Annotated in this window: 17 protein-coding genes and 4 tRNA genes; 19 read left to right on the top strand and 2 right to left on the bottom strand. The window is 35.3% G+C overall.

What is annotated here, in order from left to right:
- Positions 1-13 precede the first annotated feature (13 nt).
- The 19 genes from FLAPXU55_RS14185 (at position 14) to FLAPXU55_RS14095 (ending at position 17,820) form a co-directional block, all read left to right on the top strand.
- Positions 14-1,156, top strand: coding sequence for an acyl-CoA dehydrogenase family protein (locus FLAPXU55_RS14185; RefSeq protein ID WP_053472308.1), 1,143 nt, complete (start codon positions 14-16; stop codon positions 1,154-1,156).
- A gap of 152 nt (positions 1,157-1,308) precedes the next feature.
- Positions 1,309-1,503 (top strand): 30S ribosomal protein S21, encoded by a 195-nt coding sequence (gene rpsU, locus FLAPXU55_RS14180; protein WP_012024008.1) that lies wholly within the window; start codon positions 1,309-1,311, stop codon positions 1,501-1,503.
- Positions 1,504-1,634: 131 nt separating this feature from the next.
- Positions 1,635-2,528, top strand: a complete 894-nt coding sequence (locus FLAPXU55_RS14175; protein ID WP_180858500.1) for a tyrosine-type recombinase/integrase — start codon at positions 1,635-1,637, stop codon at positions 2,526-2,528.
- Positions 2,529-2,562: 34 nt separating this feature from the next.
- The gene (gene hpf / locus FLAPXU55_RS14170; RefSeq protein WP_053472330.1) at positions 2,563-2,865 is read left to right on the top strand and encodes a ribosome hibernation-promoting factor, HPF/YfiA family; all 303 of its coding nucleotides are present in this window, start codon (positions 2,563-2,565) and stop codon (positions 2,863-2,865) included.
- 90 nt (positions 2,866-2,955) lie between these two features.
- A tRNA-Thr gene (locus tag FLAPXU55_RS14165) sits at positions 2,956-3,029 on the top strand.
- A gap of 121 nt (positions 3,030-3,150) precedes the next feature.
- A tRNA-Tyr gene (locus FLAPXU55_RS14160) sits at positions 3,151-3,231 on the top strand.
- An 88-nt stretch (positions 3,232-3,319) separates the two neighbouring features.
- Positions 3,320-3,391: transfer RNA gene (locus FLAPXU55_RS14155), tRNA-Thr, on the top strand.
- Between the two features lie 55 nt (positions 3,392-3,446).
- The gene (gene tuf, locus FLAPXU55_RS14150; protein WP_053472306.1) at positions 3,447-4,634 is read left to right on the top strand and encodes an elongation factor Tu; all 1,188 of its coding nucleotides are present in this window, start codon (positions 3,447-3,449) and stop codon (positions 4,632-4,634) included.
- A gap of 60 nt (positions 4,635-4,694) precedes the next feature.
- Positions 4,695-4,765, top strand: a tRNA-Trp gene (locus tag FLAPXU55_RS14145).
- An 18-nt stretch (positions 4,766-4,783) separates the two neighbouring features.
- Positions 4,784-4,981: a preprotein translocase subunit SecE gene (gene secE / locus FLAPXU55_RS14140; RefSeq protein ID WP_008466927.1), complete on the top strand. Its 198-nt coding sequence runs from the start codon at positions 4,784-4,786 to the stop codon at positions 4,979-4,981.
- A gap of 10 nt (positions 4,982-4,991) precedes the next feature.
- Entirely contained in the window at positions 4,992-5,543 is a 552-nt protein-coding gene (gene nusG, locus FLAPXU55_RS14135) for a transcription termination/antitermination protein NusG (RefSeq protein ID WP_031456759.1), read from the top strand.
- Between the two features lie 65 nt (positions 5,544-5,608).
- Entirely contained in the window at positions 5,609-6,046 is a 438-nt protein-coding gene (gene rplK / locus FLAPXU55_RS14130; RefSeq protein ID WP_026713295.1) for a 50S ribosomal protein L11, read from the top strand.
- A gap of 13 nt (positions 6,047-6,059) precedes the next feature.
- On the top strand, positions 6,060-6,749 hold the full coding sequence (gene rplA, locus FLAPXU55_RS14125; RefSeq protein WP_012024013.1) for a 50S ribosomal protein L1: 690 nt from the start codon (positions 6,060-6,062) through the stop codon (positions 6,747-6,749).
- Positions 6,750-6,771: 22 nt separating this feature from the next.
- Positions 6,772-7,275 (top strand): 50S ribosomal protein L10, encoded by a 504-nt coding sequence (rplJ, locus tag FLAPXU55_RS14120; RefSeq protein WP_053472305.1) that lies wholly within the window; start codon positions 6,772-6,774, stop codon positions 7,273-7,275.
- A gap of 92 nt (positions 7,276-7,367) precedes the next feature.
- Positions 7,368-7,739: a 50S ribosomal protein L7/L12 gene (gene rplL / locus FLAPXU55_RS14115; protein ID WP_025572412.1), complete on the top strand. Its 372-nt coding sequence runs from the start codon at positions 7,368-7,370 to the stop codon at positions 7,737-7,739.
- A gap of 265 nt (positions 7,740-8,004) precedes the next feature.
- A complete protein-coding gene (gene rpoB / locus FLAPXU55_RS14110; RefSeq protein ID WP_053472304.1) occupies positions 8,005-11,817 on the top strand; it encodes a DNA-directed RNA polymerase subunit beta in 3,813 nt (1,270 codons plus the stop codon).
- A gap of 287 nt (positions 11,818-12,104) precedes the next feature.
- Entirely contained in the window at positions 12,105-16,412 is a 4,308-nt protein-coding gene (gene rpoC, locus FLAPXU55_RS14105) for a DNA-directed RNA polymerase subunit beta' (protein ID WP_053472303.1), read from the top strand.
- 10 nt (positions 16,413-16,422) lie between these two features.
- Positions 16,423-16,734 carry a DUF3467 domain-containing protein gene (locus FLAPXU55_RS14100; protein WP_053472302.1) on the top strand — a complete coding sequence of 104 codons (312 nt, stop codon included), beginning with the start codon at positions 16,423-16,425 and terminating at the stop codon, positions 16,732-16,734.
- 351 nt (positions 16,735-17,085) lie between these two features.
- Entirely contained in the window at positions 17,086-17,820 is a 735-nt protein-coding gene (locus FLAPXU55_RS14095) for a hypothetical protein (protein ID WP_180858498.1), read from the top strand.
- Between the two features lie 76 nt (positions 17,821-17,896).
- On the opposite strand, the gene FLAPXU55_RS14090 is transcribed toward FLAPXU55_RS14095, so the two are convergent.
- Together FLAPXU55_RS14090 and FLAPXU55_RS14085 are read right to left on the bottom strand one after the other, a co-directional pair.
- Complete coding sequence (locus tag FLAPXU55_RS14090; RefSeq protein WP_053472300.1) at positions 17,897-19,489, bottom strand: peptide chain release factor 3; 1,593 nt, start codon at positions 19,487-19,489, stop codon at positions 17,897-17,899.
- Between the two features lie 155 nt (positions 19,490-19,644).
- A complete protein-coding gene (locus FLAPXU55_RS14085) occupies positions 19,645-21,084 on the bottom strand; it encodes an alpha-amylase (RefSeq protein ID WP_180858496.1) in 1,440 nt (479 codons plus the stop codon).
- Between the last annotated feature and the right edge of the window lie 26 nt (positions 21,085-21,110).

The following is a 21,110-nucleotide window of genomic DNA, read 5'->3' as shown; positions in this document are numbered from 1 at the left end:
AAAATAGTACATAATGAATTTTGATTATAACGAAATGCAGTCGATGATTGCTCAATCTATAAAAGACTTTGCAGAAAAAAATATTAAGCCCTTTATAATGGAGTGGGATGAAGCCCAGATTTTTCCGGTTGATTTGTTTAAAAAACTGGGCGAAATGGGATTTATGGGAGTTTTAGTGCCCGAAGAATACGGAGGATCTGGATTAGGTTACCATGAATATATTACGGTTATTGAAGAGATTTCAAAAGTAGATCCCTCAATTGGTTTGTCAGTTGCGGCGCATAATTCGCTTTGTACCAACCATATTTTGACCTTTGGAAATGAAGAACAAAAGAAAAAATATTTACCAAAATTGGCCACTGCAGAATATATTGGGGCCTGGGGTTTAACAGAGCACAATACAGGATCTGATGCAGGAGGAATGAATACAACAGCAGTTAAAGATGGAGATTTTTGGGTTATTAATGGTGCTAAAAACTTTATTACACATGCTATTTCCGGAGATGTAGCAGTTGTAATTGTTAGAACAGGAGAAAAAGGAGATTCTAAAGGAATGACTGCTTTTGTATTAGAAAAAGGAATGGCTGGATTTTCTTCAGGAAAAAAAGAAAATAAATTAGGAATGCGTGCAAGTGAAACTGCCGAATTAGTTTTTGACAGCTGTCGGGTTCCGGATGCAAACAGATTAGGTGAAGTTGGACAAGGATTTGTTCAGGCAATGAAAATTCTAGACGGAGGCCGAATTTCAATCGGCGCCTTATCATTAGGAATTTCAAAAGGCGCTTATGAAGCTGCATTAAAATATTCAAAAGAAAGACATCAATTTGGTCAGCCAATAAGCAGCTTTCAGGGAATTTCATTTAAACTGGCCGATATGGCAACAGAAATTGAAGCTTCAGAATTATTACTGCACAAAGCCGCATACTTAAAACAACAGCATAAACCAGTCACAACATTAGGCGCAATGGCAAAAATGTATGCTTCAGAAGCGTGCGTTAAAATTGCAAATGAAGCCGTACAGATTCACGGAGGTTATGGCTATACAAAAGATTTTCCGGTAGAGAAATTCTACAGAGATTCTAAATTGTGTACAATTGGAGAAGGAACAACTGAAATTCAAAAATTAGTTATCTCTAGAAATTTGTTGAAAGAGTAAAGAGTAAAGAGTAAAGTAAAGAGTAAAGAAGCTCCGTCTATTCTCTATTTTCTATGCTCTATTCTCTCAGAAAAAATAATTCACAATTTATAATTCATAATTCATAATTAATTTTTACATTTGCAGCCTTAACGAGAGGAGGTGTCTATATTATGTTAATTATACCAATTAAAGACGGAGAAAATATCGATAGAGCATTAAAGCGCTATAAAAGAAAATTTGATAAAACAGGAACTGTTCGTCAATTAAGAGCACGTACTGCTTTTATTAAGCCTTCTGTTGTAAAAAGAGCTCAAATTCAAAAAGCTGCTTACATCCAAACTTTGAAAGATAGTTTAGAAAGTTAGTATTTCGCTTTTCAAAAATAATTACCGTTAGTCATCAAAAAGTTTTAACTTTGATGCTAACGGTTTTTTTTATTTTAAAAATCTTCTGATGGTTTATATATAATAGGTATAAATCGAAAAAAAACTTTCTTATGAAATCAAACAAAGAAGCTTTTCGTGATTATTTGCAGTTGGAAAAAAAATATTCTCCACATACGGTTAATGCTTATTTGAATGATATTGGTTTTTTTGAAGAATTTAATAAATCCCGTTTCGAGCAGGATAATGTTGAGAAAGTTAATTATAGTCAAATAAGAAGCTGGATTGTTTCTTTAGTTGATCAGGAAATTTCTAATGTTTCTGTAAATCGAAAAATGGCTTCCTTAAAAGCCTTTTATAAATTTCTTTTAAAAATTAAGCAAATAGAGGTGAATCCAATGCTTAAACATAAAGCACTTAAAACTCCTAAAATTGTTCAGATTCCGTTTTCAGAAAAAGAAGTAAACGATTTAATGCTTGGGGTAGATTCTCCGTTCGGATTTGAGGATATTAGAGATAAGCTTATTGTTGACCTTTTTTATACAACGGGAATGCGTCGTGCAGAATTAATAGGTTTAATGATGAAGAATGTTGATTTGTCTTCGAATCTTATTAAGGTGTTAGGGAAAAGAAACAAAGAGCGAATTATTCCGCTTTTGCCCATAGTTGCAGATCAGATTAATTTGTATTTAAAAGAAAGAGTGGAGGTTGAGGAAATCAAAGATTCTGATTATTTTTTTATTTCGAAAAAAGGGTTAAAATTGAGTGAATCGTTTGTGTATCGATTAATAAATTGTTACTTTAGTAGGGTCTCTGAAAAGGTAAAAAAAAGTCCTCACGTGCTACGGCATACTTTTGCGACTCATTTATTAAATAACGGAGCAGATTTAAATTCAGTTAAGGAGTTATTAGGGCATTCGAGTTTAGCATCTACGCAAGTTTATACTCATAATAGTTTAGCAGAACTTAAAAAAGTTTATTCAGATGCTCATCCAAGAAATAAGTAATAACTCTGAAATGTTTAACCCTAAAATAATTATTATGAAGGTAGATGTTCATGCAGTTAACTTTACTGTCGACAGAAAATTGGTGGATTTTATTCAAGAGAGAATGGATAAGCTGGAAAAGTATTACGACCGAGTTGTTTCGGCTGATGTTTTTTTAAAAGTTGAAAGAACAAGTGATAAGGAGAATAAGGCGGTAGAGATTAAGATTAATGTTCCGGGAGATGAATTTTTGGTTAAAAAGCAATGCAAATCGTTTGAAGAAGCAGTTGAGCTTTCGGCAGAATCTTTAGAGCGTTTACTGGTAAAAAGGAAAGAAAAAATAAGAGCGCATATTTAATTGAAATTTTTTTTAAAAAATGTTTTGATTCAAAGATAAAATAGCTACATTTGCAGTCCGTTAGAAATAGCGGACTTTTTTAATGTATTCGCCGATGTAGCTCAGCTGGCTAGAGCAGCTGATTTGTAATCAGCAGGTCGTGGGTTCGAGTCCCTCTATCGGCTCAAAAATATTTCAAATGCGATTTGAAATTGGTTCTTTTAAAATATTGGAAAACAGAAATTTAGGACAAAAAATATAATTTGGAGAAATCTAAAATCTAAAATTTAAAGTCTAAAATTACAAGGGGAGATACTCAAGCGGCCAACGAGGGCAGACTGTAAATCTGCTGTGTGAACTTCGCAGGTTCGAATCCTGCTCTCCCCACAAAAAAAGAAGTTAAGATTTCGGATTTTAGATTTTAGATTTTCAAAATCTAAAATCTGAATTCAAAAATCTAAAATCAGAACTCTCTGCCGGTGTAGCTCAGGGGTAGAGTGCTTCCTTGGTAAGGAAGAGGTCTCGGGTTCAAATCCCGACATTGGCTCAAGTAAGTAGGAAATTGAAAATTAATATATAACTAAGATTAAAAATTAAGTAAAATGGCAAAGGAGAATTTTAATCGTTCCAAACCGCACTTAAACATAGGTACAATTGGACACGTGGATCACGGAAAAACTACATTAACTGCTGCAATTACAAAAGTATTGTCAGATGCTGGTTACTGTCAAGCAAAATCGTTTGATCAAATCGATAACGCTCCAGAGGAGAAAGAAAGAGGTATTACTATTAATACATCTCACGTAGAGTATGAAACAGCTAACCGTCACTACGCTCACGTTGACTGTCCAGGTCACGCGGATTACGTAAAGAACATGGTTACTGGAGCAGCTCAAATGGACGGAGCTATCTTAGTAGTTGCTGCTACAGATGGTCCAATGCCACAAACTCGTGAGCACATCCTTTTAGGACGTCAGGTTGGTATTCCAAGAATCGTTGTTTTCATGAACAAAGTGGATATGGTTGATGATGCTGAGTTGTTAGAGCTTGTTGAAATGGAAATTAGAGATTTATTATCTTTCTACGAATATGATGGAGATAATGGTCCTGTTGTTCAAGGTTCTGCTTTAGGAGGATTGAATAATGATCCTGCTTGGGTACCAAAAATCATTGAATTAATGGAAGCTGTTGATGCTTGGATCGAAGAGCCAGTGCGTGACGTTGCTAAACCATTCTTGATGCCGGTTGAGGATGTATTTACAATTACTGGTCGTGGAACTGTTGCTACAGGTCGTATCGAAACTGGTATTGCTAATACAGGTGATGCTGTTGAAATCATTGGTATGGGAGCTGATAAATTAACTTCTACTATTACAGGAGTTGAGATGTTCCGTAAAATCCTTGATAGAGGTGAAGCTGGAGATAACGTAGGTTTATTGTTAAGAGGTATTGATAAAGAATCTATCAAAAGAGGAATGGTTATCATTAAGCCAGGATCAGTAAAACCACACGCTACTTTCAAAGCTGAGGTTTATATCTTGAAAAAAGAAGAAGGTGGACGTCATACTCCATTCCATAATAACTACCGTCCACAGTTCTACGTACGTACAACTGACGTAACAGGAGTTATTACTCTACCAGAAGGAGTAGAGATGGTAATGCCAGGAGATAACTTGACTATCAATGTTGCTTTATTAAGCCCAATCGCAATGAGCGTAGGTTTACGTTTTGCTATCCGTGAAGGTGGTAGAACAGTAGGTGCAGGTCAGGTGACTGAAATCATAGGATAATCCTATAACAAATTATAAAAAGCCAGTTGATTTTTTTAACGAAATCACTGGCTTTTAATTACGGGCGTAGTTCAAGGGTAGAATAGCGGTCTCCAAAACCGTTGATGGGGGTTCGAATCCCTCCGCCCGTGCAATAAAAATTATATCAAATGACAAAAGTTACTAATTATTTATCAGAGGCTTTCGAAGAATTAAAGTCAAATGTTACTTGGCCAGCTTGGGCTGAAGTTCAAAAATTGACAATTGTTGTGGCTGTATTTTCGATTCTGTTCGCTTTGGCAACTTGGGGAGTAGACGAATTTTTTGCAAAAGCTTTGGCTGGATTTTTTAACTGGTTAAAAGGATAATTTTTTTGTGATGGCAGATAATAATGTGAAAAAATGGTATGTGGTTAGAGCAGTAAGCGGCCAGGAAAACAAGGTTAAAGCTTACATCGAAACTGAGATTGCCAGACTAGGGATGGAGGATTATGTTTCCCAGGTTTTAGTGCCTACTGAAAAAGTAGTTACTGTAAAAGAGGGAAAAAAGATGTCTAAGGATAAAGTATATTTTCCTGGATACGTTATGATTGAAGCTAACTTGGTTGGTGAGATACCTCATATTATTAAATCTATTACAAGTGTAATTGGTTTCTTAGGTGAGATTAAAGGTGGGGAACCTGTTCCTTTAAGATTATCTGAGGTGAATCGTATGTTAGGTAAAGTAGATGAGCTAGCTGTTAATACAGATACTCGTGCTATTCCTTTCAGCTTAGGTGAAACGGTAAAAGTGATCGATGGTCCTTTTAATGGTTTCAATGGTACGGTTGAAAAAATCAATGAAGAAAAGCGTAAACTTGAAGTAATGGTTAAGATTTTCGGAAGAAAAACTCCATTAGAATTGAGTTTTATGCAAGTTGAAAAAGTATAATTTTTTGTTACATATAATATCTATCACAATCGCTTCCAATTGATTGTGTATTAAATTTTTTAAAAATGGCTAAAGAAATTAGTAAGGTAGTTAAACTACAAGTTAAGGGAGGTGCTGCGAACCCGTCGCCACCGGTTGGACCTGCTTTAGGAGCTGCTGGGGTTAATATCATGGAGTTCTGTAAGCAATTTAATGCTAGAACTCAGGATAAACCTGGCAAAATTTGTCCAGTGCAAATCACTGTGTACAAAGACAAATCATTCGATTTTGTTGTTAAGACTCCTCCAGCAGCAGTTCAGTTAATGGAAGCTGCAAAGCTAAAATCTGGTTCTGGTGAGCCTAATCGTAAAAAAGTAGCTAGTGTTACTTGGGAACAAATTAGAGCTATTGCTGAAGACAAAATGCCTGACTTAAATGCTTTTACAGTAGAAAAAGCAATGAGTATGGTTGCTGGAACAGCTAGATCTATGGGTATAACTGTATCAGGAGATGCTCCTTTTTAATTAAGAAAAAGACATGGCAAAATTAACAAAAAAGCAAAAAGAGGCTGCTTCAAAAATTGAAAAGAACAAATTATACTCTCTAAAAGATGCTGCGGCATTATTGAAAGTTGTTGCTTCTGCAAAATTTGATGAGTCTGTTGATATCGCAGTGCGTTTGGGTGTTGATCCAAGAAAAGCGAATCAAATGGTAAGAGGTGTAGTAACTTTACCTCACGGAACAGGAAAGGATGTTAAAGTATTAGCATTGGTTACTCCAGATAAAGAGGCTGAAGCAAGAGAAGCTGGAGCAGATCACGTTGGTCTTGATGATTACTTACAAAAGATTAAAGATGGTTGGACAGATGTTGATGTTATCATCACTATGCCAGCTGTTATGGGTAAATTAGGTCCATTAGGTCGTATTTTAGGACCTAGAGGTTTAATGCCAAACCCTAAAACAGGTACTGTAACTATGGATGTTGCAAAAGCTGTTCAAGAGGTTAAAGCTGGAAAAATTGACTTTAAAGTTGATAAAACTGGTATCGTTCACGCAGGAATTGGTAAAGTTTCTTTTGGAGCTGAGCAAATTGTTGACAACGCACACGAAATTATTCAAACATTAATAAAACTTAAACCAACTGCTGCTAAAGGTACATACATTAAAGGTATTCACCTTACAAGCACAATGAGTCCTGCTATTGCATTAGACCCAAAAGCAGTATAATTGGTAGTTAAAAATTTTTAGTATGACTAGAGAAGAAAAATCAATCGCGATTGAAAATTTAACTGCGCAGTTAGCTGGTACAAATATCATTTATGTATCTGATATTTCTGGTTTAAACGCAGAAACAACTTCAAGCTTACGTAGAGCTTGCTTTAAAGCAGGTATCAAATTAGAAGTTGTAAAGAACACTTTGCTTGCCAAAGCAATGGAAGCTTCTTCTACTGATTATGGTGACTTACCTTCAGTTTTGACTGGTAATAGTGCTATTTTCATTTCTGATGTAGCTAATGCTCCTGGAAAAATCATTAAAGATTTCCGTAAGAAATCTGATAAACCAGTTTTAAAAGGTGCTTTCATTAACAATGAAGTTTACATTGGAGATAACCAATTAGATGCACTAGCAACTATCAAGTCTAAAGAAGAGTTAATTGGAGAAATCATTGGATTATTACAATCTCCAGCTCAAAGAATTATTTCTGCTTTACAAAACAAATTCGCTGGTAGCGAAGAAGAAACTGAAGCATAATAATCAAAGCAGGGAAGCTTGCTTCCTTGTTGCTTAATTAGCGCACAATAAATAAATTATATTTTTACAAATCATTTTAAACGATAGAAAAAATGGCAGATTTGAAACAATTCGCAGAACAATTAGTTAACTTAACAGTTAAAGAAGTTAACGAATTAGCAACAATATTAAAAGACGAGTATGGTATCGAGCCTGCTGCTGCAGCTGTAGTAGTTGCTGCTGGTGGTGGAGAAGGTGCTGCTGAAGAAGCACAAACTGAATTTACAGTTGTATTAAAAGAAGCTGGTGCTTCTAAATTAGCAGTTGTAAAATTAGTTAAAGAACTTACAGGTTTAGGTCTTAAAGAAGCTAAAGATGTAGTTGACGGTGCTCCAAGTACTGTTAAAGAAGGTGTTTCTAAAGAAGAGGCTGAAGGTCTTAAAAAATCATTAGAAGAAGCTGGAGCTGTAGTTGAGCTTAAATAATTCAACTCAGTTTTAAGAACTAGGTTTAGGTCCTGAGTTAACACTCAAAGGCCTAAACCATTTTTCGTATAATAAAATACATTAAATTTTATTATCAAATAGTTTAAAATACGAAAAAGTTTTTGATCAATACGAAGAAAAAAAATAGAACTGATTTTATCTGTTTATTTTTAAAGATGTATTGATTTTAAAAAGAAAGTATAAACTAAGCACTGTGTTTTTACACAAAAAAATTACTTTTTTTTAATCAAAATTTTGTCCATTGATGATAACAAATCAGACTGAAAGATTGAATTTTGCCTCTACAAAAAACATTCCTGACTATCCGGATTTCCTGGATGTTCAGGTTAAATCTTTTAAGGATTTCTTCCAATTAGAAACGAAATCTGACGAAAGAGGCAACGAAGGGTTATACAATACCTTCATGGAAAACTTCCCAATTACAGATACAAGAAACAACTTTGTATTGGAATTCCTAGATTATTTTGTTGATCCGCCACGTTATACAATTCAAGAATGTATAGAGAGAGGTCTTACTTATAGTGTGCCTTTAAAAGCCAGGTTAAAACTATACTGTACAGATCCAGAACACGAAGATTTTGAAACAATTGTACAAGATGTATATCTTGGAACAATACCTTATATGACTCCTAGTGGTACTTTTGTAATCAATGGTGCCGAGCGTGTAGTAGTATCGCAATTACACCGTTCTCCTGGGGTTTTCTTTGGACAGTCATTCCACGCAAATGGAACTAAACTTTATTCTGCGAGAGTAATTCCTTTTAAAGGATCTTGGATAGAATTCTCTACAGATATTAACAGCGTAATGTACGCTTATATCGATAGAAAGAAAAAATTACCTGTAACAACTTTATTCCGTGCTATCGGTTTCGAAAGAGATAAGGATATCCTTGAAATTTTCGACTTAGCAGAAGAAATTAAAGTTTCTAAAACTGGTATTAAGAAATATATTGGAAGAAGACTTGCTGCACGTGTATTGAACACATGGCACGAGGATTTCGTTGATGAGGATACTGGTGAAGTAGTTTCTATCGAACGTAACGAAATCATCCTTGATCGTGATACAATTATCGACAAAGATAATGTTGAAGAGATCATCGATTCTAACGTTAAATCTATCTTGTTACACAAAGAGGATAATAACCAGGCAGATTATGCTATTATCCACAATACGTTACAAAAAGATCCAACAAACTCTGAAAAAGAAGCTGTAGAGCACATTTACCGTCAGCTGCGTAACGCTGAACCGCCTGATGAGGAAACTGCTCGTGGTATTATAGATAAATTGTTTTTCTCTGATCAACGTTATAACTTAGGTGAAGTTGGTCGTTACAGAATGAACAAAAAATTAGATTTAGATATCCCTATGGATAAGCAAGTGCTTACCAAAGAAGATATCATTACAATCGTAAAATATTTGATCGAATTGATCAACTCTAAAGCAGAGATTGATGATATTGATCACTTATCAAACCGTCGTGTTAGAACAGTTGGTGAACAATTGTCTCAACAATTCGGTGTTGGTTTAGCACGTATGGCTAGAACTATTCGTGAGAGAATGAACGTTAGAGATAACGAGGTGTTTACACCAATTGATTTGATCAATGCTAAAACATTATCATCAGTTATCAACTCTTTCTTTGGTACTAACCAGTTATCTCAATTTATGGATCAAACGAATCCATTAGCTGAGATTACACACAAAAGAAGACTTTCTGCACTTGGACCAGGTGGACTTTCGAGAGAGAGAGCTGGTTTCGAGGTTCGTGACGTTCACTATACTCACTATGGTCGTTTATGTCCGATTGAAACTCCTGAGGGACCAAACATTGGTTTGATTTCATCTCTTGGTGTTTATGCAAAAGTAAACGGAATGGGATTCATTGAAACTCCATACCGTAAAGTAACTAATGGTGTGGTTGATTTAGAAAGTACTCCAATTTACTTAAGTGCTGAAGAAGAAGAAGGTAAAATGATTGCTCAGGCAAACATTGAAATGGACGAAACTGGTAAAATTACAGCTAGCAATGTTATTGCTCGTGAGGAAGGTGACTTCCCGGTTGTTGAACCATCTGTAGTTCATTATACAGACGTTGCTCCTAATCAGATTGCATCGATTTCTGCGTCATTGATTCCTTTCTTGGAGCATGATGATGCGAACCGTGCGTTGATGGGATCTAACATGATGCGTCAGGCAGTTCCTTTGATCCGTCCTGAAGCACCAATTGTAGGTACAGGTTTAGAGCGTCAGGTAGCTTCAGATTCAAGAGTATTAATCAATGCTGAAGGGCATGGAACTGTTGAATATGTTGATGCTAATATCATTACTATTAAATACGATCGTACAGAAGACGAGAGAATGGTTAGTTTTGATGCTGATGAGAAAACATACAACCTTATTAAATTTAGAAAAACCAATCAAGGTACAAGTATTAACTTGAAACCAATCGTAAGAAAAGGTGACAGAGTTATTCCTGGACAAGTATTATCAGAAGGATATGCTACTCAAAATGGAGAATTAGCTTTAGGTAGAAACTTAAAAGTTGCGTTCATGCCATGGAAAGGGTACAACTTCGAGGATGCGATTGTAATTTCTGAAAAAGTAGTTCGTGATGATATTTTTACATCTATCCACGTTGATGATTATTCATTAGAGGTTAGAGATACTAAGTTAGGAAATGAAGAGTTAACAAACGATATTCCTAACGTTTCTGAAGAAGCTACTAAAGATTTAGATGAAAACGGTATGATTAGAATTGGAGCAGAGGTTAAACCTGGCGACATTTTGATCGGAAAAATTACACCAAAAGGAGAATCAGATCCTACTCCGGAAGAGAAATTGCTTCGTGCAATCTTCGGGGATAAAGCAGGTGATGTAAAAGATGCTTCATTAAAAGCTTCTCCATCTTTACACGGTGTAGTTCTTGACAAAAAATTATTTGCAAGAGCCGTAAAAGATAAACGTAAACGTACTCAGGATAAAGATGCTTTAGGCGCTTTAGAAATGGAGTTTGAAACTAAATTTGTTGAATTAAAAGACAGATTAGTTGAAAAATTATTCTTGATCGTTAACGGAAAAACTTCTCAAGGTGTAATGAATGATTTGGGTGAAGAAGTTTTACCAAAAGGTAAAAAATATACTCAAAAAATGCTTTACGCAGTAGAGGATTTTGCTCACTTAAGCAAAGGTCAATGGGTTGCTGATGACGCTACAAATAAAATGGTTAATGATTTAATTCATAACTATAAAATTAAGCTGAACGACTTACAAGGATCTTTAAGAAGAGAAAAATTCACTATTACAGTTGGAGATGAATTACCATCTGGAATCTTGAAATTGGCTAAAATCTATATCGCTAAAAAACGTAAGTTAAAAGTTGGTGATAAAATGGCAGGACGTCACGGTAACAAAGGTATTGTTGCAAGAATCGTTCGTCATGAAGATATGCCTTTCTTAGAAGATGGAACGCCGGTAGATATCGTATTGAATCCACTTGGGGTACCTTCACGTATGAACATTGGTCAGATTTATGAGACTGTTCTTGGATGGGCTGGTATGAACTTGGGTAGAAAATTTGCTACTCCAATTTTTGACGGTGCTTCTCTTGACGAAATCAATGCCTTGACTGATGAAGCTAACGTACCACGTTTCGGACATACCTATCTTTATGATGGTGGAACTGGAGAGCGTTTTGCACAAAAAGCAACTGTGGGTGTAATTTACATGCTTAAATTAGGACACATGGTTGATGATAAGATGCACGCACGTTCTATTGGACCATACTCATTGATTACGCAGCAACCACTTGGAGGTAAAGCTCAATTTGGAGGTCAGCGTTTTGGAGAGATGGAGGTTTGGGCACTTGAAGCTTATGGAGCTTCTAGTACACTACGTGAAATCTTAACTGTTAAGTCTGATGACGTTATTGGTAGAGCTAAAACTTACGAAGCTATCGTTAAGGGTGAAACTATGCCAGAACCAGGTTTACCAGAATCATTCAATGTATTAATGCACGAATTGAAAGGTCTAGGATTAGATCTTCGTTTGGAAGAGTAATAAAAGTTTTCAGTCACAGTCTCAGCATTCAGTTCCGTACTGAAAACTGAGACTGCTAACTGTGACTAAATATTAGAGTTTTTAAGATTTATACCCGTAACCCGTTCCGATTTTTTATAATAATGCAAGGCATTTTATAACTAGCGCTTCAAATTAAGTTTGAAGTTTAGAGAAGTAACTCGTGGTAAGCGTAATGATTTAACTCTTTTTAAAAGGGAACTTTTTTAAAGATGTAGATTGTGAATCTAAATCAATTTTTAATAGCAAGTAAATCAATAGTAAAAACTATGATGAATAATAGAAATAATAAAGATAAGAATCCAATAAAAAGATTTAACAAAATCTCTATTGGATTGGCTTCACCAGAATCTATCTTGAAAGAATCAAGAGGAGAGGTTTTAAAGCCGGAAACAATCAACTACAGAACTCACAAACCAGAGCGTGACGGACTTTTCTGTGAAAGAATCTTCGGACCTGTTAAGGATTTTGAATGTGCTTGTGGTAAATATAAAAGAATTCGTTACAAAGGTATCATCTGCGACCGTTGTGGTGTTGAAGTTACTGAGAAAAAAGTACGTCGTGATAGAGTAGGACACATCAACCTTGTTGTGCCAATTGCTCATATCTGGTACTTCCGTTCTCTTCCAAACAAAATTGGTTATATCCTTGGTCTTCCATCTAAGAAATTAGATATGATTATTTACTACGAAAGATACGTAGTAATCCAGGCTGGTATTGCTAAAAATGCAGATGGAGAATCTTTACAAAGACTAGATTTCTTAACTGAAGAAGAATATTTAAATATTTTAGATACTCTTCCGCAGGAAAACCAATATTTAGATGATTTAGATCCAAATAAATTTGTTGCCAAAATGGGAGCAGAGTGTATTATGGATTTATTGGCTCGTATTGACTTAGATGCTTTATCTTATGAATTAAGACACAGCGCTAACAACGAAACATCTAAACAACGTAAAACTGAAGCATTAAAAAGATTACAAGTTGTTGAGTCTTTCCGTGAGTCTAACGAAAACCGCGAAAACCGTCCAGAATGGATGATCATGAAAGTGGTTCCAGTTATCCCACCAGAATTACGTCCGCTTGTGCCGCTTGATGGAGGTCGTTTTGCAACTTCAGATTTGAACGACTTATACCGTCGTGTAATCATCCGTAACAACCGTTTGAAAAGATTAATGGAGATTAAAGCTCCAGAAGTTATCTTAAGAAACGAGAAACGTATGTTACAAGAATCTGTAGATTCATTATTTGATAACACTCGTAAAGCTTCTGCTGTTAAAACAGAATCTAACAGACCATTGAAATCATTATCTGACTCATTAAAAGGTAAGCAAGGACGTTTCCGTCAAAACTTACTTGGAAAACGTGTGGATTATTCTGCTCGTTCGGTAATTGTTGTTGGTCCTGAGTTAAAATTATTCGAATGCGGATTGCCAAAAGATATGGCATCTGAGTTATACAAACCTTTCGTTATCCGTAAATTGATTGAAAGAGGTATTGTAAAAACAGTAAAATCGGCTAAGAAAATCATTGACAAAAAAGAGCCGGTAGTTTGGGATATTTTAGAAAATGTAATTAAAGGACACCCAGTATTACTGAACCGTGCTCCTACTTTGCACAGACTTGGTATTCAGGCTTTCCAGCCAAAATTAATTGAAGGAAAAGCGATCCAGTTACACCCATTAGTATGTACGGCATTCAACGCCGATTTCGACGGGGATCAGATGGCGGTTCACTTACCTTTAGGACCAGAAGCTATTTTAGAGGCTCAATTATTAATGTTGGCTTCTCACAATATCTTGAATCCTGCAAATGGTGCACCTATTACGGTACCATCTCAGGACATGGTTTTGGGTCTATATTATATGACCAAAGAACGTATTTCTACAGAAGATCACATTATTTTAGGTCAGGATTTGACTTTCTATTCTGCTGAAGAAGTAAACATTGCATTAAACGAAGGAAGATTAGAATTGAATGCTCGTGTGAAAATTAGAGCAAAAGATTTTAATGACGCTGGAGAATTAGTGTACAAAATTATTCAAACAACTGCAGGACGTGTATTATTTAATGAAGTGGTACCTGAAGCAGCTGGATATATCAATGATGTATTGACTAAGAAAAACCTTAGAGATATTATCGGACACATTTTAAGTGTGACTGATGTACCTACAACGGCAGCTTTCTTGGATAATATGAAAGATATGGGGTATAAATTCGCATTTAGAGGAGGTTTATCATTCTCTTTAGGTGATATTAGAATTCCAGAACAAAAAACAAAATTAATTGCAGATGCCAGAGAGCAAGTTGAAGGTATTTCTGTGAATTATAACATGGGTCTTATTACGAATAACGAACGTTACAACCAAGTTATTGACGTATGGACTTCAGCAAATGCTCAGTTAACAGAATTAGCAATGAAAAATATTAGAGAAGACCAACAAGGTTTCAACTCTGTATATATGATGCTTGACTCTGGGGCGAGGGGTTCTAAGGAACAGATTCGTCAGTTAACTGGTATGCGTGGTTTGATGGCTAAGCCTAAAAAATCTACTGCTGGTGGTGGTGAGATTATTGAAAACCCGATTCTTTCTAACTTTAAGGAAGGTCTTTCGATCCTTGAGTACTTTATTTCTACTCACGGTGCTCGTAAAGGACTTGCGGATACGGCTCTTAAAACGGCCGATGCCGGATACTTAACAAGAAGGCTTCATGACGTTTCTCAAGATGTTATTGTTAACATCGAAGATTGTGGAACTTTAAGAGGTGTTGAAGTTTCTGCATTGAAGAAAAATGAGGAAATCGTTGAATCATTAGGAGAAAGAATTTTAGGACGTGTTGCATTGCAAGATGTTATAAACCCACTTACTAATGAAGTAATGGTTCAATCTGGCCAGCAAATTACTGAAGCAATTATGAGAACTATCGAAGCTTCTCCAATTGAAAAAGTAGAGGTTAGATCTCCATTAACTTGTGAGGCTTTAAAAGGTATTTGTGCTAAATGTTACGGTAGAAACTTAGCTACTGGTAAGATGACACAAAGAGGTGAAGCTGTCGGAGTTATTGCAGCTCAGTCTATTGGAGAGCCAGGTACACAGTTAACACTTCGTACGTTCCACGTTGGAGGGGTTGCTGGAGGTATTTCTGAAGAATCTAGTATCATTACAAGATTCAACGGTAGACTTGAGATTGAAGATTTAAAAACTGTTAAAGGTGAAGACAGCGAAGGTAATGCGGTAGATATCGTAGTATCACGTTCAACTGAATTAAAATTAGTTGATGAGAAAACTGGAATCGTCTTAAATACACATAACATTCCTTACGGTTCTAGTATCTTTGTTAAAGATGGAGAAACTGTTGCTAAAGGAACTGTAATCTGTAAGTGGGACCCTTATAATGGTGTAATTGTTTCTGAGTTTACTGGTAAGATTGCTTACGAGGATTTAGAGCAAGGACAATCATTCATGGTAGAGATCGATGAGCAGACTGGTTTCCAGGAAAAAGTAATTTCTGAGGCTAGAAATAAAAAATTAATCCCAACGTTATTAGTTTATGGTAAAGAAGGTGAATTAATTCGTTCTTACAACTTACCAGTAGGTGCACACTTAATGGTTGAAAATGGTGAGAAAATTAAAGCAGGTAAAGTATTAGTAAAAATCCCACGTCGTTCTTCTAAAGCAGGCGATATCACGGGAGGTTTACCAAGAATTACTGAGTTGCTTGAGGCTCGTAACCCTTCAAACCCAGCAGTTGTATCTGAAATTGATGGTGTTGTTTCTTTTGGAAAAATCAAAAGAGGTAACCGTGAGATCGTTATCGAATCTAAATTTGGTGAAATTAAAAAGTATTTAGTTAAACTTTCAAGCCAGATCTTAGTACAAGAAAATGACTTCGTAAGAGCGGGAGTTCCATTGTCTGACGGTGCAATTACACCAGATGATATCTTAAGAATTCAAGGACCAGCTGCTGTTCAACAGTATTTGGTGAATGAAATTCAAGAGGTTTACCGTTTACAAGGGGTAAAAATTAATGACAAGCACTTTGAGGTAGTTATTCGTCAAATGATGCGTAAAGTAAGAGTTCAAGATCCAGGAGATACATTATTCCTGGAAGATCAATTAATTCACACTAAAGATTTCATCGTTCAAAACGATAAATTATATGGTATGAAAGTAGTTGAAGACGCTGGAGATTCTGCTGTATTGAAACCAGGTCAGATTATTTCACCTCGTGAGTTACGTGATGAGAATTCATTATTGAAACGAAATGATAAAAATCTTGTTGTAGCAAGAGACGTAATTACTGCAACTGCAACGCCAGTTCTTCAAGGTATTACAAGAGCTTCGTTACAAACTAAATCATTCATTTCTGCGGCTTCATTCCAGGAGACAACGAAAGTACTTAACGAAGCTGCAGTAGCTGGTAAAGTAGATGATCTAGAAGGATTAAAAGAAAATGTAATTGTTGGACACAGAATTCCTGCGGGAACTGGTATGAGAGAATATGATAACACTATCGTAGGATCTAAAGACGATTACAATGAAATGATGGCTAATAAAGAAGAATACATTTATTAATTAGGAAACTATGAGTAATCCGAAACAACAACAAGAGCAAATTAACATTGAGTTAGACGAAAGTATTGCAGAAGGAATTTATTCTAATCTTGCGATTATCAATCACTCATCATCAGAGTTTGTTTTAGATTTTGTCAGCATTATGCCGGGTATTCCTAAAGCCAAGGTAAAGTCAAGAATTGTCTTGACACCACAACATGCTAAAAGATTATTAAGAGCAATAGGTGAAAATATCCATAGATTTGAGGCCGCTCACGGCGAAATCAAAGAAACGGAACAAGCACCAATACCGCTTAATTTTGGTCCGGCAGGACAAGCATAAATTTTAAAGCCCCATTTTAATGGGGCTTTTTTTTGCTGTAGAGCTAACAATTAATGCAGTTAATCTGATTTAATATACTTTAATCGACTAAATTTTCCTTCGTGGTTATATTGTTCTAATTTGGCAGTGCCTATGAAAGATTAATTTTTGAAATATAATGACTTAGTAAGGTTGATTTAATTCAAATTAAAAAAAAGCGCTAATCAAATTAGCGCTTTTTTTATGCCTAAAAATGAATAAATCAATTTATAATTTGAAAATATTTCGATGTTTTCCCAACCTTTTTATTTAAAATGTACTCTATATAAGTAAGAACCATTAACAAAGGTTTTAACTTAAATAAAGTATAGTATGAAAAAGAAATTCACCTTAGAAATAAAAAATCCTTGTTCTGAAAATTTTGATAAAATGATTCCTAACGCTGGTGGTTCATTTTGTGATTCATGCATGAAAAATGTAATTGATTTAAGCAAAAAAACAAATTCTGAAGTTGCAAGGTTCATTGCCGGAAATAAAGACGCAAACATTTGTGCACGATTAAAAACAACGCAGCTTGAAGAACAATTTGAATACAGTGAAACTTCTAAAATAAATACTTTAAAATATGCGGCAGTTGCAGCAACTATTTTGCTTGCCTCAAATCTTACCGCACAAGAAAAAGAGCCTGTTAAAATCGAAAAAGCCTGTGCAGAGCCAATGTATAGATTAGGCAAAGTGGTTTCTAATCAAATTGTAAATGAAGAAGTTTCGATAACAGTAAAAGGAAAATTATTAGAAGCAAAAACACATAAACCTTTTAATAAAGAAACATATCCAGATTTAATGTTATCTGTTAATGGTTCAGAAACTCCTGTGAAAGTAAATCCAAAAACGGGAGAATTTACTATAACAGCCCAAGTTGCAAAAACTAGCAAAGCGCTAATAGTTACGATTTCAGGAAGTGATTATTATCTTTCAAAAGAAATACCTTTTACTATAAAAGCAGTTAAAAATAATGTTTTATCACAAAATATAATTATTGATGCAGATGAGCTGACTAAAATTTTTATTGCCGGCGGATTAGGAATTAATTATACAGATCAATAAAACAAAATGTTGGGGATTGTAATGAAAAAAGGCTGTCTAATAGTAGACAGCCTTTTTATATTTTCTAAAGAAGTGATTAATCAAATTCAGAAGTGAAGTATAATTTCACACTTGGATATTTACTTTGTGTCATTTGAATAGTAAAATCAGAATCGGCTAAAAAAACCAGCTGACCGTATTTATCATGCGCAAGGAATTTTTGTTTAATACGTTTAAATTCTTTGAACTCTTCATTTTTAGCATCATCAGGTTTTACCCAGCAAGCTTTGTGAACAGGGAAGTTTTCATAAGTACATTTTGCACCGTATTCGTGCTCTAAACGATATTGAATTACCTCATATTGAAGTGCTCCAACAGTTCCAATAACTTTACGATTGTTCATCTCTAAAGTAAACAACTGCGCTACACCTTCATCCATTAACTGATCGACTCCTTTTTCTAATTGCTTAGCTTTCATAGGATCGGCGTTGTTGATGTATCTAAAGTGTTCCGGAGAGAAACTCGGAATTCCTTTAAAGCTCATTACTTCGCCTTCTGTTAAAGTATCACCAATTTTAAAGTTTCCGGTATCGTGTAAACCCACAATATCTCCGGGATAAGAAATATCAACGATTTCTTTTTTCTCAGCGAAAAAGGCATTCGGACTTGAGAATTTTAAATTTTTCTTTTGACGAACGTGATAATAAGGTTTGTTTCTTTCGAAAGTTCCGGAAACAATTTTTATAAAAGCTAAACGGTCACGGTGTTTCGGATCCATGTTAGCGTGAATTTTAAATACAAAACCAGACATTTTTTCTTCTGCCGGATCAACCAAACGAGTTTCAGAATCTTTTGGTCTTGGTGAAGGAGCAATTGCCACGAAACAATCTAACAATTCGCGAACTCCAAAATTATTTAATGCAGAACCAAAAAATACAGGCTGGATTTTTCCATCTAAATAATCCTGACGCTCAAATTTTGGATAAACTTCATCAATTAATTCTAATTCTTCACGAAGTTTTTCGGCAGCTTTCTGTCCAACAATTTTATCTAGTTCAGGATTGTTTTGAACATCAGAGAAAGCAATAGTTTCCTCGATATTTTTACGGCTGTCTCCACTAAAAAGATTGATGTTTTCTTCCCAAAGATTATAAATACCCTGAAAATCATAACCCATCCCAATAGGGAAACTTAAAGGTGTAACTTTTAATCCCAGTTTTTGCTCTACTTCATCCATCAAATCAAAAGCATCTTTACCTTCACGATCTAATTTATTGATGAAAACAATCATAGGAATGTTACGCATTCTACAAACAGCAACCAATTTTTCCGTTTGTTCCTCAACCCCTTTTGCAACGTCAATAACCACAATTACACTATCAACAGCAGTAAGAGTTCTAAATGTATCTTCGGCAAAATCCTTGTGTCCGGGAGTATCAAGAATGTTGATTTTTTTATCTTTATAATTAAAAGCAAGTACAGAAGTCGAAACCGAAATACCTCTCTGGCGTTCGATTTCCATAAAGTCACTCGTTGCTCCTTTTTTAATTTTATTATTTTTTACAGCTCCAGCCTCCTGAATCGCCCCTCCAAATAACAATAATTTTTCCGTTAATGTTGTTTTACCGGCATCGGGATGCGATATAATTCCAAATGTTCTTCTGCGTTGTATTTCTTTTAAAAAGCTCATATTTTGTATAAATAGGTTGCAAAAGTACTATTAATTACGGCTTAATAAAAATATTCAGTTCTTAAATTGAAAGCGATAAGTTTTCAAAACAGTACTTTTTATAAAAAAATAAGGCTGTTTTTAAAAACAGCCTTATATTGATATTGAAAAATAAATTATTGGTTAATTGACCAAACAGAATATCCTTTTGGCGGACATTGAATTTTTACCCATTTGTCTGCCTGAGTTGTTGGATACCAAGTTGAATTTCCTGTAAAATCTTTAATCTGTGTATTGGCCCAATTGGTTTGAATCCATCTTTCCTGCCAAACATCAGAATTATTGATGTAAACTACTAACCCCGGATTTCCGTTGTAACCGTTTCTTCTTGCTACATATTCATCATTATCAGAATATAAAATAGAAGTTGTACCTGTTGCTTTATTGTTATGAATCCAGATCAAGTTGTTTAATTTCGCTTTATCCAGCCATTCTTCATAATCTCTGTAGAAAATTGTTGGATATCCTTCGTGAGTTAAAATATAAGAATACGCCAGCATTTTGCTCCAAATTTCATCTGTATCATGATTCGTTACAAAAGTCACCGCTTTGTACGGATTTCTTTTCCACATCATATCATCATTCAAAAGCGCCAGATTATTGCCATCAAAAGCATCATTCATTTTATAATAACAAGCAAAATCAAAAACAGAGCTGTTAGCAGCGTTTGCCCAGTCATTTAATATATTTACGTTTGAATCCCATAATTCTCCAACCGAAAATCCGCCTACATTAGCGTTCCATGAATTTACAACCCACGCGCCAAATCCTTTTACGTAGTCAAATCTCCAGCCGTCAAACTTCATGGTGTTCTTGTAATATTTTCCAACTCCGTCAGCTCTCAGCCAAAACCAGTCCTGAACATGAGGATTTGCGTGACATAAATCAGGAAAACCGCCAAATGAGCCTTCATCATTATTTCCGTAGCTGTTTTTATAGAAGTCATTATAATTACGTGTAAATTTTCCAGAAGCAACACCGCTGAAATTTGTCCACGTGCTGGTGCCTGTATACGGATTTGCTTCAGATTGACCGCCGCTGTTGTGATTAATTACGATATCGGCATACACTTTTATGTTTTCTGTGTGAGCAGACGTTATTAGGCTTACTAATTCTGTTTTAGAACCAAAACGAGTTTCGGTACTTCCATTTTGATTGTAATCTCCAAAATCAAAATAATCCGTTGGATCATATCCCATAGAAAATGCTCCATTTTGAGCTTTAGAAGCGGGTGGAAGCCAGATAGAGCCAATTCCGGCATTTCCCCACGCAGTCACTTTTCCTTTTACGGTATTCCACCAGTTTCCGCCCGCAGGAACATCCCAATAAAAAGCCTGCATCATTACGCCTCCGCCCGGATTATCTACATATTTTCCTGTTGGAGATGATAAAGAAGCTCCGGTGCTAAAAGGTTTTCCATCGTGGTTAGTGACGTTGATAATTTTGAATTGCTGACTTTCTGCTTTAGCATCAACATCATTCGTTTCATTTGTACAAGAATACAAAAGGGTTGTAATTGCAGTAAGAAAAAATAATCTTACAATAGGTTTTTTCATAATAGATTGTGGTTAAGGTTAAATTA

The organism is Flavobacterium panici (genome assembly GCF_903819335.1).
Classification (GTDB): Bacteria; Bacteroidota; Bacteroidia; order Flavobacteriales; family Flavobacteriaceae; genus Flavobacterium; species Flavobacterium panici.
The sequence above is the reverse complement of the archived record's forward strand: the minus strand, read 5'-3'. Positions and strand labels throughout refer to the sequence as shown.

Coding starts and splice junctions, on each gene's coding strand:
- FLAPXU55_RS14095 (WP_180858498.1), top strand. CDS start 17,086: ATGAAAAAGAAATTCACCTTAGAAATAAAAAATCCTTGTTCTGAAAAT.
- FLAPXU55_RS14085 (WP_180858496.1), bottom strand. CDS start 21,084: ATGAAAAAACCTATTGTAAGATTATTTTTTCTTACTGCAATTACAACC.
- FLAPXU55_RS14175 (WP_180858500.1), top strand. CDS start 1,635: ATGAAATCAAACAAAGAAGCTTTTCGTGATTATTTGCAGTTGGAAAAA.
- rplK (WP_026713295.1), top strand. CDS start 5,609: ATGGCTAAAGAAATTAGTAAGGTAGTTAAACTACAAGTTAAGGGAGGT.
- secE (WP_008466927.1), top strand. CDS start 4,784: ATGACAAAAGTTACTAATTATTTATCAGAGGCTTTCGAAGAATTAAAG.
- rpoB (WP_053472304.1), top strand. CDS start 8,005: ATGATAACAAATCAGACTGAAAGATTGAATTTTGCCTCTACAAAAAAC.
- rpsU (WP_012024008.1), top strand. CDS start 1,309: ATGTTAATTATACCAATTAAAGACGGAGAAAATATCGATAGAGCATTA.
- rplJ (WP_053472305.1), top strand. CDS start 6,772: ATGACTAGAGAAGAAAAATCAATCGCGATTGAAAATTTAACTGCGCAG.
- tuf (WP_053472306.1), top strand. CDS start 3,447: ATGGCAAAGGAGAATTTTAATCGTTCCAAACCGCACTTAAACATAGGT.
- FLAPXU55_RS14185 (WP_053472308.1), top strand. CDS start 14: ATGAATTTTGATTATAACGAAATGCAGTCGATGATTGCTCAATCTATA.
- FLAPXU55_RS14100 (WP_053472302.1), top strand. CDS start 16,423: ATGAGTAATCCGAAACAACAACAAGAGCAAATTAACATTGAGTTAGAC.
- FLAPXU55_RS14090 (WP_053472300.1), bottom strand. CDS start 19,489: ATGAGCTTTTTAAAAGAAATACAACGCAGAAGAACATTTGGAATTATA.
- nusG (WP_031456759.1), top strand. CDS start 4,992: ATGGCAGATAATAATGTGAAAAAATGGTATGTGGTTAGAGCAGTAAGC.
- hpf (WP_053472330.1), top strand. CDS start 2,563: ATGAAGGTAGATGTTCATGCAGTTAACTTTACTGTCGACAGAAAATTG.
- rplA (WP_012024013.1), top strand. CDS start 6,060: ATGGCAAAATTAACAAAAAAGCAAAAAGAGGCTGCTTCAAAAATTGAA.
- rplL (WP_025572412.1), top strand. CDS start 7,368: ATGGCAGATTTGAAACAATTCGCAGAACAATTAGTTAACTTAACAGTT.
- rpoC (WP_053472303.1), top strand. CDS start 12,105: ATGATGAATAATAGAAATAATAAAGATAAGAATCCAATAAAAAGATTT.